The organism is Arcicella rosea (assembly GCF_014204325.1).
In the GTDB taxonomy this organism is placed as follows: domain Bacteria; phylum Bacteroidota; class Bacteroidia; order Cytophagales; family Spirosomataceae; genus Arcicella; species Arcicella rosea_A.
In genome coordinates, this window is the sequence record NZ_JACHKT010000046.1 from 19,680 (window position 1) to 35,553 (window position 15,874).

General features: G+C 33.0%; 13 protein-coding genes. 7 read left to right on the plus strand and 6 right to left on the minus strand.

From position 1 onward, the window contains the following. Together HNP25_RS20270 and HNP25_RS20275 are read left to right on the plus strand one after the other, a co-directional pair. Positions 1 to 1,497, plus strand: a complete 1,497-nt coding sequence (locus HNP25_RS20270) for an alpha-L-fucosidase (protein WP_184137348.1) — start codon at positions 1 to 3, stop codon at positions 1,495 to 1,497. Between the two features lie 313 nt (positions 1,498 to 1,810). Continuing rightward, positions 1,811 to 2,836, plus strand: a complete 1,026-nt coding sequence (locus tag HNP25_RS20275) for a sialidase family protein (RefSeq protein WP_184137350.1) — start codon at positions 1,811 to 1,813, stop codon at positions 2,834 to 2,836. A gap of 52 nt (positions 2,837 to 2,888) precedes the next feature. Here HNP25_RS20275 and HNP25_RS20280 read toward each other — a convergent pair whose 3' ends face one another. Next, positions 2,889 to 4,175 (minus strand): hypothetical protein, encoded by a 1,287-nt coding sequence (locus HNP25_RS20280; RefSeq protein WP_184137353.1) that lies wholly within the window; start codon positions 4,173 to 4,175, stop codon positions 2,889 to 2,891. Between the two features lie 479 nt (positions 4,176 to 4,654). Between HNP25_RS20280 and HNP25_RS20285 the strand changes: the two genes are divergently transcribed. Then, positions 4,655 to 5,575, plus strand: coding sequence for a universal stress protein (locus HNP25_RS20285; RefSeq protein WP_184137355.1), 921 nt, complete (start codon positions 4,655 to 4,657; stop codon positions 5,573 to 5,575). Positions 5,576 to 5,648: 73 nt separating this feature from the next. Further along, complete coding sequence (locus HNP25_RS20290) at positions 5,649 to 5,801, plus strand: universal stress protein (protein ID WP_184137357.1); 153 nt, start codon at positions 5,649 to 5,651, stop codon at positions 5,799 to 5,801. A gap of 259 nt (positions 5,802 to 6,060) precedes the next feature. Here the strand turns inward: HNP25_RS20290 and HNP25_RS20295 are convergent, their stop codons facing one another. Next, positions 6,061 to 6,978: a D-2-hydroxyacid dehydrogenase gene (locus HNP25_RS20295; protein WP_184137359.1), complete on the minus strand. Its 918-nt coding sequence runs from the start codon at positions 6,976 to 6,978 to the stop codon at positions 6,061 to 6,063. A gap of 289 nt (positions 6,979 to 7,267) precedes the next feature. On the opposite strand from HNP25_RS20295, the gene dnaK reads away from it, so the two are divergent. Continuing rightward, a complete protein-coding gene (dnaK, locus tag HNP25_RS20300) occupies positions 7,268 to 9,172 on the plus strand; it encodes a molecular chaperone DnaK (protein ID WP_184137361.1) in 1,905 nt (634 codons plus the stop codon). Between the two features lie 97 nt (positions 9,173 to 9,269). On the opposite strand, the gene HNP25_RS20305 is transcribed toward dnaK, so the two are convergent. Genes HNP25_RS20305 through HNP25_RS20315 form a run of 3 tightly spaced genes read right to left on the minus strand, consistent with a single transcriptional unit; the run spans position 9,270 to position 13,040 of the window. Then, positions 9,270 to 10,898: a DUF262 domain-containing protein gene (locus tag HNP25_RS20305; RefSeq protein ID WP_184137364.1), complete on the minus strand. Its 1,629-nt coding sequence runs from the start codon at positions 10,896 to 10,898 to the stop codon at positions 9,270 to 9,272. Next, a complete protein-coding gene (locus HNP25_RS20310) occupies positions 10,895 to 11,923 on the minus strand; it encodes a hypothetical protein (protein ID WP_184137366.1) in 1,029 nt (342 codons plus the stop codon). The genes HNP25_RS20305 and HNP25_RS20310 overlap by 4 nt, the downstream gene beginning before the upstream one ends. Positions 11,924 to 11,927: 4 nt before the next feature. Next, entirely contained in the window at positions 11,928 to 13,040 is a 1,113-nt protein-coding gene (locus tag HNP25_RS20315; protein ID WP_184137368.1) for a DUF3696 domain-containing protein, read from the minus strand. 562 nt (positions 13,041 to 13,602) lie between these two features. Between HNP25_RS20315 and HNP25_RS20320 the strand changes: the two genes are divergently transcribed. Then, positions 13,603 to 14,247 (plus strand): DUF3667 domain-containing protein, encoded by a 645-nt coding sequence (locus HNP25_RS20320; RefSeq protein WP_184137370.1) that lies wholly within the window; start codon positions 13,603 to 13,605, stop codon positions 14,245 to 14,247. Between the two features lie 146 nt (positions 14,248 to 14,393). Here HNP25_RS20320 and HNP25_RS20325 read toward each other — a convergent pair whose 3' ends face one another. After that, complete coding sequence (locus HNP25_RS20325) at positions 14,394 to 15,002, minus strand: porin family protein (RefSeq protein WP_184137372.1); 609 nt, start codon at positions 15,000 to 15,002, stop codon at positions 14,394 to 14,396. 299 nt (positions 15,003 to 15,301) lie between these two features. Between HNP25_RS20325 and HNP25_RS20330 the strand changes: the two genes are divergently transcribed. Next, on the plus strand, positions 15,302 to 15,736 hold the full coding sequence (locus HNP25_RS20330; RefSeq protein WP_184137374.1) for a KTSC domain-containing protein: 435 nt from the start codon (positions 15,302 to 15,304) through the stop codon (positions 15,734 to 15,736). Positions 15,737 to 15,874 lie beyond the last annotated feature (138 nt).

A 15,874-nucleotide genomic window follows, 5' to 3' on the forward strand; every position in this document is an offset into this window, starting at 1 on the left:
ATGAAAAATGCTCTGATTTTATCAATTCCTTTTTTGCTTTTTTCTCAGCAAAACCAAGCTACTACTTTACCAAAAGTAAGCGAGCCAGTGGTAAAGAAAATAAGTAAAAAATCGGTTTCAGCACCAAAACCTGTGTATCCAATTCCTACCAAAGACCAATTGGCTTATCAGGAAATGGAAACTAATGCTTTTATCCATTTTACCACCAATACTTTTACAGATTTGGAATGGGGAAATGGCGACGAAAGTCCAGCGATATTTAATCCAACGGCTTTGGATGCCAACCAATGGATTGGTACTTTGAAAGAAACTGGCTTTAAAGGAGCAATTCTTACTTGTAAACATCACGATGGTTTTACGCTTTGGCCAAGTAAGTTCACCGAACATTCTATCAAAAACAGTCCTTATAAAGATGGAAAAGGTGATGTAGTAAAAGAAACGGCTGAGGCTTGTAAAAAATTCGGCGTAAAATTTGGCGTTTACTTATCTCCGTGGGATAGAAACCATGCTGATTATGGCAAACCAGAGTATATAACTTATTATAGAAACCAGTTGAAAGAATTGTTTAGCAACTATAAGCCTGTTTTTGAATTATGGTTTGATGGTGCAAACGGCGGAACTGGCTATTATGGTGGAGCAAGAGAAGCAAGAAAAATTGACGGGAAAAACTATTACGATTGGAATACTACCATTCCGATGGTCAGAAAAATGCAACCAGATGTTATCTTTTTTAGTGATGCTGGTCCAGAAATACGTTGGTGCGGAAATGAAAGTGGCATTGCAGGTGAAACCAACTGGAATAATATTACGCCTGATAGTTTGTACGCAGGTAAAGCTGGGATTGAACAATTGTTGAATACAGGTACAGAAAATGGTACGGCTTGGATTCCGAGTGAAATAGATGTTTCAATTCGTCCGGGTTGGTTTTATCATGCTAAAGAAGACGATAAAGTGAAATCTGCTGAAAGATTATTTGAAATTTATTTGAGTTCGGTGGGTAGAGGTTCAAATTTATTATTGAACATTCCGCCAGACCGCCGTGGACTTTTCCATGAAAACGATGTGAAAGCCTTGAAAGGTTTTAAAGCTTTATTAGACAAGGAATTTAAAACTAATTTAGCTTTAAAAGCTCCTGTGAAAGCAAGTGCAGTACGTGGGAATGACCTTAAATTTTCAGCAAAAAACGTCACTGATGGCAATAAAGAAACTTACTGGACAACCGATGACGAACAAAATTCTGGCAATTTGGAAATTAATTTAGGAAAAAACAAAGCCGTAAAATATGTACTCTTGCAAGAATACATCAAACTCGGACAAAGAGTAAAAAGCTTTACTATAGAAGTTTGGAAAAATAACGCTTGGCAAGAAGTTGCCTCAGCGACAACGATTGGCTATAAAAGAATCTTGAAATTAGACGGCGTTGAAACCAGCAAAGTAAGAATCAACATAAAAGATGCAAAGGCTTGTCCTGTGATTTCTAATGTGGCGGTTTATTAGGCTTTGAGCTATCAGCCATCAGATTTCAGCTTTGAGATTTTAAAAATAAAAAACGACTGGTTTATAAACAATCAGTCGTTTTTTTACGCTTGATTGTAGGTTTTAAAAATGATGTTCAGTAAGTAAATTGATTACACAGAGTTTAGCGGAGTTTTTAAGAGTTTCACTGAGGATTTTATTACAATATTTCTCTGTGAAACTCTGTGTATTCTCAGTGTTCCTCTGTGTCTTTTACAAAATTTCCAGTAGTAAGATAAAAAATCACTCAATCACTAACTCACTCATTCACAATTGTATAAATTCACAATTAAAAATGAAATCACTATCCTTACTTTTCCTGTGTTTTTCGTTCAGTTTATTTTCGCAACCGAAAGCAACATTGGTGAAGGCTGAATATATTTTTACTGTCCCTCCTACTCCTGCTTGTCATGCTTCAACGATTGTTGAATTATCTAAAAATACCTTCATGGCTTCATGGTTTGGCGGTAAATATGAAAGTAGCCCCGACGTTGGAATTTGGATTGCTACCAACGAAAAAGGCAAATGGAGCGAAGCTAAACAAATTGTTGACGGCATCATCAACGATACACTTAGATACCCTTGTTGGAATCCAGTTTTGTTCAAAACTAAAGTAGGTAAACTTTTACTTTTTTATAAAGTAGGCAAAAATCCAAGAGAATGGTGGGGAATGAAAATGACTTCTGACGACAATGGCAAACATTGGAGTAAAGTAGAAAAGCTTCCAGAAGGAATATTAGGACCAATCAAAAACAAACCTTTTCAGTTAGCCAACGGAGAAATTTTATATCCTTCGAGTACCGAAAGTTTGGATGAAAAAGTATGGAATATTCATCTTGAGAAATCAGATAAAAATGCCAAAACCTTCAAAAAAATCAATATTGCTTGCGATACTTTTGGCGTAATTCAGCCCAGCATCTTGCAGTACTCAGATAATAAATTACAATTACTTTGTCGCTCAAGACAAAATGCTGTTGTACAAACTTGGTCGAGTGACAATGGAAATACTTGGTCACCATTAACGCTTACGAATTTACCCAATCCTAATTCTGGAACAGATGCTACTACTTTAAAAAATGGTTTGCAAGTATTGGTGTATAATCCACTTAAAAAAGGAGCAGATTGGTTTAATGGTCGTTATAAATTGAACGTTGCCGTTTCAAAAAATGGTAAAGATTGGCAAGATGTTTATACTTTGGAAGATGAAAAAGAAGGCGAATTTAGCTATCCAGCCATCATCCAAAGTACAGACGGATTAGTACATATTACTTATACGGCTAATCGAAAAAATATTAAACATGTTGTTTTAAAAATTGATTAGAATTCTTTCAACAAAAAAGGTGTTGCCGAATTGAGCAACACCTTTTTTGTTCTTAGCGACGACGTCCACCTCCACTAAAACTTCTTCCTCCACCACCTCCAAAACTACTTCTATTTCCTCCGCCGTAGCTTCTGTTCTGAAAACTGCTATTACTTTGTCGGTAATTTTGAGTACTTCGATTATAGTACCCATTATTTCGATAAGCACCATAATAATTTCGTGAACCAGCTACCATGCCATTATTTATAAACCGAGGTTGACGGACGATAACATTGCGGTAATAATTCCCAAAATGATTATACAAATATGGATAGTTCATATAATATCCTCCATTATAAAACCAGTTTGAGAAACCATAGGCAGGGAAAGCACTAAAACCAAATCCGCCAAAACCATAAGACAAACCGAAACTTCCCCAATAAGCACTTGGATACCAAAGTGCTGAACCATACCAATAAGGATAACCAAACCAATAGGAATATGGATTAGCGTAGCCATAATTACCATTATAAGCAACTTGACCATTTGGTAAAATATAACCGTTACTTCTAGCAAAATCTTGTGCAGCTTGATTCAACTCTTGTTTTGCTTGAGGATTGTTTTCCAATTCTTTCTTATAAGCCGCCATCTGAGCTTGATTTTGTGTCATCAAACTATCGTGCAAACTTGCTAATTGACCTGAAAAACCTTCTTTATCAGCTAAATATTGTTGTCCTAATTTAGTTGTCAAATCAAGATTCTCTGTCAATAATACCAATACATCTGGATACTGAGAAAGCTTTTTGAAAGCATCTTGGGTTGGAGTATCCAAGTTTTGAATTGCTTTACTGAAACTTTCTTGAGCTTGAAGATTTAACTTATCAGCTTCTATTAAATCATCTTTATGATGACGATACAAACGCCAAGCCGCAGTTTCCAAATTTTCGTCATTATTGGGCAGCAACTTTTTGATTTCATCACGGCTTTGCCCCGAAGGCAAAGTTGCCAAAGTATGTGCTAAGTCAGGAAAACGAGTAAGTTCATAAAACCAACCTTGCTTTTTCTGACTAAAATCACTGATAAGTCCTTGAAAAGAAGCTTGTGTCTGGTTTTTCTCTTGCTGTAATTGTGAAAGTGTTTGTGGAAATTGACTCGCCAATAAAATTGCCTGACGGACATCAGAATTATAAGAAGCTACAGAATTCTGCATTCCCTTGTCAGTTTCAAGTTGATTGGTTTGGCTAAAAGCATTGATATTAATGGAAAATACGATTGCCATTAATAATGAAGTAGGAAGAATCCAACGCAATTGTGCGATTCTTCTAGTGGCTATGCCAGCAAAAATCATGTTAGTTTTCATACTCTTATTAAATTAAAACGTTGTTTTTCAAATCTAAAGCAGCATTGCTGTTTGCTAGTTCTGACTTATCTAAATATACTTTTGCATAAAATGCGAAGTATCAAGAATCTTTTTTCAGAAATCAAAAATTTAAAAGGACACGTTTTTCAAAGATGAAAGAGTATAAAAAAGTGAAATGTTTCGTGGTTGATTCTAATTAAAAAACGGATGGAATGAATACTTTATTTCTAAAATATATTTATTTTTTCAAAAAAAATCTCCTCAAAAATATTGCTAAAGACCAAACACCCACTTTTATAAGATTATAATTGATAAACACAAAATCCTTCTCAAATGATCATTTTAGTCAACTTATTTTTCTAAGGAAATTCTAATCTTAGATTAAGCTGACATTAAGTTACGCATTTCAATTTTGTATCATCAAAACGGTTTTTACCTCATCGTTTAATTATTTTCCAACCTAAAACAGATTCTAAATTATGGATACATTAGCAGTTCAGAAAATACTTGTACCGATTGATTTTAGCGATGCTTCAATGAATGCACTTCATACAGCCATCAAAATGGCAAAACGCCAACACGCACAATTGATTTTATTGCATGTCATCAATATCAATCCATTATTAGATATTGATGATGATAAAATGATTAATGATTTAAACTTACAAAATCATATAGAGACTCATCATAACAATCTGAGAAAATTAGCAGACAAAACTACCAATGAAGAGTTCATCGACTGTAGGACTTGTATCAGAACAGGACAAGTCCATGCTGAAATTGTAAGAGCAGCCATTGACTTTTATGCAGACATCATCATCATGGGCAAACAGGGAGTTTCGGGTATCAGCGAATTTCTAATTGGCTCAAATACATTCAATGTATTAAAAAATGCTTTTTGCCCAGTGCTTACAATACCTGCTCATCAGAAATTTGAAGATTTCAAAACAGTAGTATATCCAATTCGACCAGTGATTGGAGCTATAGAAAAATACGATTTAGCAAGAAACATTATCAAAGAAAACAACGCCGATTTGGTGGTAATTGGTTTGCTAGAAAATACAGATAAAAAAAGCTTTGAAACACTCAATACCGAAACAGCAAAGTTGAATAAAAAGCTGAAAGAAGATAAAATGGAAGCACAAACCTATTTTTACTTCTGTAATTCTATTGCTGAAAAAGTACTTGAAAAAACAAGTGAATTCATGGCTGATTTACTTATTATTCCTGCTACGATTGACCGCCAGATTCAAGATTATGTTATTGGACCTTTCGCAAAGCAAATTATACATTATGCCAAAGTACCTGTTTTATCAATTCGTACAAAATCTTCAAAAAATATAAATTCAACAAACAATTTTAATAGTCAGTACCAAACCTCAATGCTGGGCATTATATAACAAAACAAGACAAGAACCATTAATTTTTTAATGAACTAAGTGTAATTTAATACCACCTTAAATATTTAAAGTCATGGAAAATCTTAGCATCAATAACATTTTAGTTCCTATTGACTACAGTAAGACATCGTTGAATGCACTGGATTATGTTGTTTTGAGCCACAATTATCAATCAACACTTCATTTATTGCATATTATCGACCTATACCGCACTCAAGAAATCTGATGAATTAGAAGTGGATTTAATGATAATCACGGCAGATTTTAATTATTCAATAGAAGATTATTTTGTTGGACCTTTTACTCAGCAAGTGATGAATCATGCCAAAATCCCTATTTTATCAATAAGACCACAGGCAAGCACTTTTGTTACTGAAAATATCTTGGAGAAAGTAAAATTTCACAATCACTAATACCAGATAATTGCCTTAAAAAAGAATACTTATCCTGAAAGAGTAAATATTCTTTTTTAAGGCATCTTTAGATTAATACCCACGTGCTAAATTAGCTATATTTATCAAAGCTTTTCCTTTTTCAAATCTTGCTAGATTTTCGATAAAAAACTTAATCTTATCCAAATTTTCCTCAGCCCAACCACCAGAAGTATGCTGTGTCAACAAAACATTGGGCATTTGCCAAAGTACATGATTTTCAGGAATTGGTTCTTTTGCAGTAACGTCGAGTACTGCACCATAAATTTTATTTTGTTGCAAAAGCTCAATCAAAGCTATTTCATCCACTGCCGAACCTCTTCCTACATTTACAAAAAGTGCAGAAGGTTTTAACATTTGTAATCTGGTTTTATTTAGCAAGCCAATTGTTTCTGGCGTTTCTGGCAAAGTAGCCACCAAAATGTCGGTTGTAGGCAAGTACTCGTCTAAATTGACAACCGTTTTAGAATCCAAAACCGTAGTTTCACAATTAAAACCAACCAATAAATCCTTTACTTTTTGTCCGATTGCTCCAGCTCCTAAAACCAATACTTTAGCATTTGAAAGTAAATGTAAACTTGAACGAAGAGGAGTACCAATCCATTTTGATTCAGTTTGAAGTTTGGCTAAATGCCCCACACCTCTATACATCGCTAAAATTCCTGCAACGGCTGTTTCTGCGACAGAAGTACCAAAGAAACCTTTGAGATTAGTAAGTTGAAAAGTATGGTTTTCTAATTGTTGATAAGGGTCAAGACCAGCGGAATGTAATTGCAACCATTGAAGTTTGCTTGTTTGCTTTGCCCAAGCTAAAGGGACATTTCCAAAACAAATATCTGCACTTAGAAATTGTTCTTCTCTATTTTCTGGCAAAATTTCTTCTCCAATTAATACTTCGTATTTCCCAGCTAATTGTTCTTTTATAACTGAAACTTCGCTAGCTTCAAATTTCGTATGGATGTATATTTTCATGATTAATCTCTTAAATATTCTTGCTGTTTTAAATGGTATTTTGTCAGTTTTAAAAAATATTATCTGCTAGTATGACAATAAAAAAAGCAGTTCTGCCATTATGGCACAAAAAATCGCTAAAAAAACTACTGGCATTAAGATTGTTGAAAGTAAGGAAATCTCTGTCTGTTGATGCAATGATTTCAAAGAATCAATACTTAAACAGACGAACAAAAATAGGCAAACATTCTTGTAAGCCTCTTTATTGTAAAATTAAAAATCTTATTCATATACTTAATTAAAATTTAAAATGGGAAAAATTATCGGTATTGACTTAGGAACAACCAACTCTTGCGTAGCTGTAATGGAAGGTAACGAGCCAGTCGTAATCGCTAACTCAGAAGGTCGTCGTACTACACCTTCAATCGTTGCATTCTTAGATAATGGTAACGGTGAACGTAAAGTAGGTGACGCTGCCAAACGCCAGGCTATCACTAATCCTAAAAACACAGTTTCTTCTATCAAACGTTTCATGGGTAAACGTTATACAGAAGTAGGAAGCGAACTAAAAACAATTGCTTATACTGTTGAGCAAGGTTCAAACGATACTCCACGTGTTCGCATTGGCGACCGTCTTTATACGCCACAAGAAATTTCGGCTCAGATTTTAACAAAAATGAAACAAACTGCCGAAGATTATCTTGGACAGACTGTTACTGAAGCCGTTATTACTGTTCCAGCATATTTTAACGATGCAGAACGTCAGGCAACTAAAGAAGCTGGACAAATTGCAGGTTTAGAAGTAAAACGTATCATCAACGAACCTACTGCAGCAGCTTTAGCTTACGGTCTTGACAAAGGCGGTAAAGATATGAAAATCGCTGTATTCGACTTAGGTGGTGGTACTTTCGATATTTCAGTGTTAGAATTAGGTGATGGCGTATTTGAAGTAAAGTCAACTGACGGTGATACACACTTAGGTGGTGACGACTTCGACCAAGTAATCATCGAATGGTTAGCAAACGAATTTAAAAACGACGAAGGTGTTGATTTGCGTAAAGATGCAATGGCTCTTCAACGTTTGAAAGAAGCTGCTGAAAAAGCAAAAGTAGAATTATCTTCAAGTGCTTCTACTGAAATCAACTTGCCATATATCTTCCCTGTGGACGGTATGCCTAAGCACTTAGTACGTACTTTATCTCGTGCTAAATTTGAGCAATTGGCTGATTCATTAATCCAAAGAATGCTTGAGCCATGTAAACGTGCGATGAAAAATTCGGGCTTTACCAACTCAGACATCGACGAAGTAATCTTGGTAGGTGGTTCAACTCGTATTCCAAGAGTAGTAGAAGAAGTAGAGAAATTCTTCGGTAAAAAACCATCTAAAGGTGTTAACCCTGACGAAGCTGTAGCAATCGGTGCGGCTGTTCAAGGTGGTGTTTTAACTGGTGAAGTAAAAGACGTATTATTATTAGACGTTATTCCTTTGTCATTAGGTATCGAAACAATGGGTGGCGTTTTCACTAAATTAATCGAAGCTAACACTACAATTCCTACGAAAAAATCTGAAACATTCTCGACTGCTTCAGACAACCAACCTTCAGTAGAATTGAACGTATTACAAGGTGAGCGTCCATTAGCAACTCAAAACCGTTCATTAGGACGTTTCCACTTAGACGGTATTCCACCAGCACCACGTGGCGTTCCACAAGTAGAAGTAACTTTTGATATTGATGCTAACGGTATCCTTCACGTATCTGCAAAAGATAAAGGAACAGGAAAAGAAAGCAATATCCGTATCGAAGCTTCAAGCGGTTTGACGGATGCTGAAATCGAAAAAATGCGTCAAGAAGCGAAAGCTAACGAAGCAGAAGATAAAGCTGAACGTGAAAAAATCGAAAAAATCAACCAAGCTGATTCATTGATTTTCCAAACAGAAAAACAATTGAAAGAGTACGGCGAGAAACTTTCGGCAGGAAATAAATCAGCGATTGAAGGTGCTTTAGGAGAATTAAGAACAGCACACGCTTCACGTGATGCAGCTTCAATTGATTCAGCACTTGAAAAATTAAACAACGCTTGGGCAGCAGCTTCGCAAGAAATGTATGCACAAGGTAGCCCAGAAGGAGCTCAACCAACTGGAGATGCAGGTCAAACTGCTGATTCAGGTTCTTCTTCACAAGCAGAAGATGTTCCTTTTGAGGAAGTGAAGTAAGTAGTCGGCTATCGGCTTTCAGTCTTCGGCTGAGAAATAAAAAACTGCTACAAGATTCCATTTATTGGGATTTTGTAGCAGTTTTTTATTATACACCCTACATGTACATAATTTTCAAATCATTAACAACAAACTCTTTTTCTTTTTGAACAATCAATTCTTTCCTTTTTAAAAGAATCTCAGATTTTGAGAGATTACTATTAAACATATATTTCATTTCATCAGTGATAAAAAAAGCAGAATAATCTTCATTTGAGCCAAGCCATTCAGATAAATCTTTACTTTTTTTATAAATCTGTTTACCATCATCAATTATTAAAACAGTATTTTCTGAAATATTTATATCCTCAACATCACCAAATAAATAATATTTTTTGTATCCATTTACTTGACTAACATCTAATGGCAAATTCTTCATTTGATATTGAAGCATGAATAATCCTAATGCTTTTGACCTTACACTACCCATTTCAATTTTAGGAGGAAATTCTACAGTCTCAAAAGGAATAGGTTTATCAAAATAAATTGGATTATAATTTTCATCTTCAAGAAATTTTTGAAATTCTTCGTATGCCTTCCTTTGCTTACTAAGATTATAAATGGTGAAATAATTAGAATATGTTGTAACCCAAAACCAGTATTTTAGTTTGTCAATGTGTATTTGACTTGGGTTATCTATTTTATTAAAAAAATCTGTAATAAAAATTAATTGATTATTATATGGTAAAAACTTGCTATCAAGTACAAAAAGGTATTGAAATAAAAACTCTACAGCTTTTTCAATAGCTCCAAATGTTTTTTTTGTTACAGGAATAAAGTCATTTCTGTCAACTAAATCTTCCAATTTCTTGCTGCTATTTTTTGACATTTGATCAAAAAATACACCGTCAAATGAGTTAGTAATACATTGAAGAATTACATTTCTTTTTAAGCTGTCAAAATTCAACTTTGATAACTTGCTATCTAAAAGTCTATCTATTTCTGTACCAAATCTAAAATTATTATCTTTACCAAATGCTCTGGCAGATACAATCCAATCGGCAGTTATTGGTGAACCGGTAGAATTTAATCTTTGAAAAATATCAACTGCTTCCGAAACAGAACCTCCATGAATCTCTATATTAGGTATTTCATATTTTTGGAATACTAAACTCATTTCTTCGTACCGCTGTATGTACAACTCAGCATCGTCATTGTTAAATAAACTTCTCTGAAACGAAAAGAACTCTTTTCCATCAACCAATTTATAGATTGGTACTTGATAAAATTCTAAACCTTGAAATCCTTTGGAGCGATTTATTTCAAACTCTTCATCTTTTAGATTGTAAACAATATTAAATTTCTTTTGCCATTCATTTTCATCCTTTTCTATTCCTTTTTGTTTTGCTCTATTGGGATGAAAAAGGCATCCTATAAGAGTTGAAAGCCTCTGAAAACCATCTAAAATATAAAAAAAATTATTTATCCTTGTAGGAGTTTCATAAGAACCTAATCTATCTGAACCCAATTTTTTATAATCATCTTCATCGTTAAAATTGGGTTGCCAAAGTAAAATAGAACCAATGGGGTACCCTTTTTTGATACTATCAAATAATTCTAATTTCTTATCATTAGTCCATAAAAAATCTCTCTGAAAAGCAGGTACTTGCAGTCCACCTTTTTCAAAATCATTTATGTAGTCTGGTAAACTTTGCTTATCGGGTTTAATTTTGACTATACCTGTCATAATAAATCGTTGATTTTTTGAAGTATTTCTAAAAATTCGTTATTTACCTCTGTTCCACCTTCTCTTTCTAAAAGGTTTGTGTTTGAAACATAATTTGAATCAAAAAAAGTCGGAAATGTTGTTTTAAAATCCCCTATTTGTGATAACCCTTGGTTTAGATTGTCATAGTCTTGTTGACTAAGAGAATCATATAAATTGTTTGTTTCTCCATTTACATTATTCCTATCTTTTTTAGGTGTACCGTTTCCGTTTTTTCTTGAAAACCCGATTGCTATGTTTAAAAAATCTTTTTGATTATCAGTCAGTCTGTAAAAACTAGCTTTCCAGTTATCAAACGAGGAATTAGTGATTTGGTTGTATGTTTCAATTGGTAAATAGTTCTCAACACTTCTTTTGTTTAGAATTTTATAAGGAATATGGTGAGTTTCTATAAAATTTTTAGTTTTTTGCTTTGTTGGTGACAAGTCCATATTCGGATGCAATTTGTCACTATCCATCAATACAAAACACCTAAGATAAATAGATTTATTCGCTTTAGGTAAACTATTAAATGATTGTAACTTCCCCTCCAAAAAATTAGATATATTATCGCAGCCTCCTGCATTCTCAAATTGAATCCAGCCATTATCTAAATGTCTACTTGTATTGCCAGTTGTATCAAAATGTTTAAAAATAGACTTTAAGAAATAGCTATCGTTTTTACTATTCTCCAATATAATACTCACTGGTTGAATTAAGTATCTAATTGCTTCTTCTATGTTAAATTCTTGATCAGTTGATAGGTTTTCACAAATAACACAACTAGGGTTTATTGCCTCTTGAGATTGAATGATTGAGTTATATTCTTGTATTAATAATTGTTGGTCGTCGTAATTTAGATTTTTAAAGATTGATGTTCCTTTGATATTCTCTGTCAATTCTACGAAAACCTTATAACGGCTTTTATAAGTGCAAAGTTGAAGCAAATAATTTACACCCTTAAAATTATTACTATCAAATATACTATTGTTAAATTCTACCATCATAATTTTAAGTATCTAATTGTGCATTTCTAATAGCCATAGTTTCTGATAATGTTTCATTAAAAATACCTTCTGGCCACCAGTTAACTCGACCTAAATTATCAACTTCTATTTTCCTCAATAAACTCTCATTGTTTTCTTGTTTGAAGTCCACGTAATAAATTGCCAAGTGTTCAGGCTTTAGTTTTCCTTCAGCGACTAAACGTCTCATTCTTAAAACAAAATTTTGTGAGTGAGTTTCAATTAAATACTTTTTATTGTTGTCATTTAGATATGATTCTGCAAAACGTTGAGCTAAAACCCCATGAGCAGCAGGATGTAAATGTGTTTCTGGCTCCTCAATAATAGTTAATCTTGGACTTTTTTCTTTTAAGTAAGATTTAACAATAAGAGGGAGTATTTGGTGAATACCTTGTCCAGTTTGTTTGATATTAATCTCTAAAGATTTCGAAGTAATCGCAATTTGATAAAATGTTCCAGTTGGAAGTTTTTCCTCTTTTACCTCTATTTTCCAGCCCTCAAAATTTTTCATATACCAATCACTTACATTTTTTATTAATGTTCCATCATTTAAAAAATCATAAATTATTATATTGTAAGCATTTTGCCCCCTAATACCGATAGATTCAATTTTACTATTATTATATGTGTAAGTATACTCTGGCTCAACTCGAATAGCACCAATATAGTCTGTTTCTAAAGTAAACCCATTTTTAATTTTGCCATTTAGTAAAAAACCCTTGAATATTGCTGTTGAAATATCTATAATATTCTCATTCTCAATATACTCTAAAATACCATATTGAGAATTGATCACATAGGATAATTTCTTAGATTCTGAATTTTGTAATTCAAGCTCTAATGCTCCAATTACACTTCTTTCATATACTAAATCCTTAAATTCACTTCCCAAATCAATAGTGTTAGAGTTGTCATCACCTAACTGATATTGCCAACTTATTTGTTTACCTTTTAGACTTTCTCCAATCATGACAAGTAACTTAGCTATCGCACTCTTACCACTATTATTTTTCCCTATTAATATCGTGATAGGTTTAATTTCAAGCGTTTGCCAGTTTTTAAATATTTTGAAATTTTTGAATTTTATTTGCTCTATCATCGGTTTCAGTAAGTAAACATTCGTTTTTTACAAAGATAATCATCTTTTGACTACTCAATCAACTCTAACGTTTTTTTGTCAAGCTACCAATTTTCACAAATATCAAACAAAGCGTCACTTGTGCTAAACTTTATTTCAGTTTGAAACTGAATTAAACAAACGTCCAAGACACAGTCTTGAACGAGCTTCAGAGGAAAAGTAAAATAGCTCTGCGGAAAAATATTTTTGGATTGTGTAAAATGTAAAGCCTTCTGAGGAAAATGTAAATGGCTCTGAGGAAGATTATTTTTGAATTGAGGAAGATTAAATCTGAATTGCGGAAAATGTAAATGCCTTTGCGGAAAATAAAAATAGCTCTGCGGAAAAATATTTTTGGATTGTGTAAAATGTAAAGCCTTCTGAGGAAAATGTTAGGGCTAATTTTTATACATAAAATAACCAATCTCCCTTTTTACCATATCAATATGGCAAGATGGGAGATTTTTTATTGCCTATTTTTCTCTATTTTTGAATAAATCAAATCGAAAGCTAAATCGCACAAACTAAAAACCATTAGGTTAATATGAAGAATGAACATTTACAATATTCTAATCAAGCTAATAATACCAAAGAACAAGAAATTGTATTGGAAAGAGTCGATAGAAAATATGCCGTAGAGGAATTTCTAAATCTGATTGGCTACGAACGAGGTTTGTTGTTTACTGTTCGTGAATTGTTACTTCGTCCTGGCAAAATGATTCATCATTACCTAGACACCAATAGAAATGCTTGTACAAAGCCTGTCACTTTTTTAATTCTTTGCTCGGTAGTTTATAGCTTGATTACGAGTTATTTGGAAGTTGATATGCTTAGTGAAGAACAACTAAAAAAACAGTATGGTACTTCAAATGTAAATGATGTGATGCTTTGGGTTCAGAACAATTATGGATATGCCAATATTTTGATGTTGCTATTTATAGCCTTTTGGACGAAGATTTTTTTCAAAAAGTATTCCTATAATATTTACGAAATCGGCGTTTTGTTATGTTTTATCATGGGTGAAGGTATGTTATGGTTTTCGGTACATCCTATCATTGCCAAATTTATCAATAATACTATTTTAGATACACTCCTTTACATTGCTATATTATTATACGTTGCTTGGGCTATTGGGCAGTTTTTTGGCGGAGGCTTTAAAATTACTTCAAAGCACTCTGTGCCTATTTAATAGGTTTTATCTCGTTTGAAATCATAGCAATATTAATAGGCGTAGCAATGGATTTAGTTGCTAAAAAATTATAATTACAGCAAACAGAAAAAACCCATTTTACTTTTTTATGAGTAAAATGGGATTTTTTATTATATCGCTGTAAATTAAATACTTCCAATCGGGAAGCTTACTCCTACATTGATTCCTAAATTTCTGTTCATACTATTGATAGTCGTTGATTTAGTAGTATCTGTTAAACCTAAGCCGTAACGAGCATCTACATTCAACCAAATTTTTTCTGCTAAAGCATAATTAAAGCCAGCTCCTACCGTTAAGCCCAAATCTGTACTTGAATAAAATTGTCCGTTAGGATTCAAATCAATACCATTTTTATCTTTCGCATTCATCAAAAAATCTACATGAGGTCCTGCAAATAATTTTGGACGGAAAGAACCTACTGTATTATTGCCATTGAAATAATAAGTAAATAAAACAGGTACTTGTATGTAATTTAAGTTGATAGAATTATCAGTATTTTTGAGTTTCGCACCCAATTCACTATATAACACCTGTACACCTACACCAAACCAATTCTTACTACTATAGTTAAAAAATACTCCTGTTGCTAAACCTGTTTTAGTAGAAGTATTTGAATTGGAAGATAAATTAGAAAAATTTACACCAGCCGAAGGACCGAAAGATAAATTTTGAGCTTTTGATAAGCTAGCTACTAATAAAATAGCTACAATGAATAAACCTGATTTCTTGTTCATAATTTTAAAGAATAATTTTTTTGTAATTGATTACGATTTGATTCTTCAAAATATCATTCCATTCTTTAAGACTTGTTTTTTGTTGAGTAAAAGACATAGAAATTCGAAATTTTTCCTCAAAATTCCCCAAAGTATATGCTCATTTTATCTGTTACGATTAGTTCATTTTTCGATTATCTCGCAGATTGATAGACAAGTAAAGCAACAGATTGAATATTAATCCTTAATTTTGCACCCGAATAATATTTTGCAAAGTATTAACAGGTGTTTAATACCGTTATTCACATTTTGACAAATTCATGAAAAAAATCAATTCTTATAGAACTTTATTTGGTGCAACAAAAACAACTGAGCTTTCCGAATTAAAAAAAACATATAGAAATTTAATCAAAGAGTGGCATCCTGATAAAATTCAAGACAATGAAGAGCTTCAAGCTCAGGCAGCTATTAAAAGTAAAGTAATCATCGAAGCTTATAATCTTTTGGTGGCTATTGCCCCTGAAACGCAAGCGGCTAATTTGGAAGAATATACTCGTATTACTTCAACCTCTATCATTGAAGATTTTGATTATAAAGACGAAACGTTGAAAATCATTTTTCAAGATAATGTGGTGTATGAGTACTTTGGCGTTCCTAAAAATACTTATGTGAAATTGGTAAATGCTCCGTCTTTGCCAAGATTTGCCAAAAGACATATTTATCATTCATTTACGTATAGAAATGTAAGTAAATAAGAATGTTGCATATTTTCTGAGATTTAATACGTTTTGGGTTCATTCTAGTCCTTACTTTTCTTTCCTCGTATGTTTGTCTTACTAAAAATCATGTTAAAATAGATTAAATTACGATATTAGCTTTTGAGTGGTGAGAGG

What these genes read in the sequence shown, in the direction of transcription:
- HNP25_RS20320 (WP_184137370.1), top strand. Translation starts at nt 13,603, where the DNA reads ATGAAGAATGAACATTTACAATATTCTAATCAAGCTAATAATACCAAA.
- HNP25_RS20275 (WP_184137350.1), top strand. Translation starts at nt 1,811, where the DNA reads ATGAAATCACTATCCTTACTTTTCCTGTGTTTTTCGTTCAGTTTATTT.
- HNP25_RS20325 (WP_184137372.1), bottom strand. Translation starts at nt 15,002, where the DNA reads ATGAACAAGAAATCAGGTTTATTCATTGTAGCTATTTTATTAGTAGCT.
- HNP25_RS20315 (WP_184137368.1), bottom strand. Translation starts at nt 13,040, where the DNA reads ATGATAGAGCAAATAAAATTCAAAAATTTCAAAATATTTAAAAACTGG.
- HNP25_RS20280 (WP_184137353.1), bottom strand. Translation starts at nt 4,175, where the DNA reads ATGAAAACTAACATGATTTTTGCTGGCATAGCCACTAGAAGAATCGCA.
- HNP25_RS20270 (WP_184137348.1), top strand. Translation starts at nt 1, where the DNA reads ATGAAAAATGCTCTGATTTTATCAATTCCTTTTTTGCTTTTTTCTCAG.
- HNP25_RS20285 (WP_184137355.1), top strand. Translation starts at nt 4,655, where the DNA reads ATGGATACATTAGCAGTTCAGAAAATACTTGTACCGATTGATTTTAGC.
- HNP25_RS20290 (WP_184137357.1), top strand. Translation starts at nt 5,649, where the DNA reads ATGGAAAATCTTAGCATCAATAACATTTTAGTTCCTATTGACTACAGT.
- HNP25_RS20305 (WP_184137364.1), bottom strand. Translation starts at nt 10,898, where the DNA reads ATGACAGGTATAGTCAAAATTAAACCCGATAAGCAAAGTTTACCAGAC.
- HNP25_RS20310 (WP_184137366.1), bottom strand. Translation starts at nt 11,923, where the DNA reads ATGATGGTAGAATTTAACAATAGTATATTTGATAGTAATAATTTTAAG.
- HNP25_RS20330 (WP_184137374.1), top strand. Translation starts at nt 15,302, where the DNA reads ATGAAAAAAATCAATTCTTATAGAACTTTATTTGGTGCAACAAAAACA.
- HNP25_RS20295 (WP_184137359.1), bottom strand. Translation starts at nt 6,978, where the DNA reads ATGAAAATATACATCCATACGAAATTTGAAGCTAGCGAAGTTTCAGTT.
- dnaK (WP_184137361.1), top strand. Translation starts at nt 7,268, where the DNA reads ATGGGAAAAATTATCGGTATTGACTTAGGAACAACCAACTCTTGCGTA.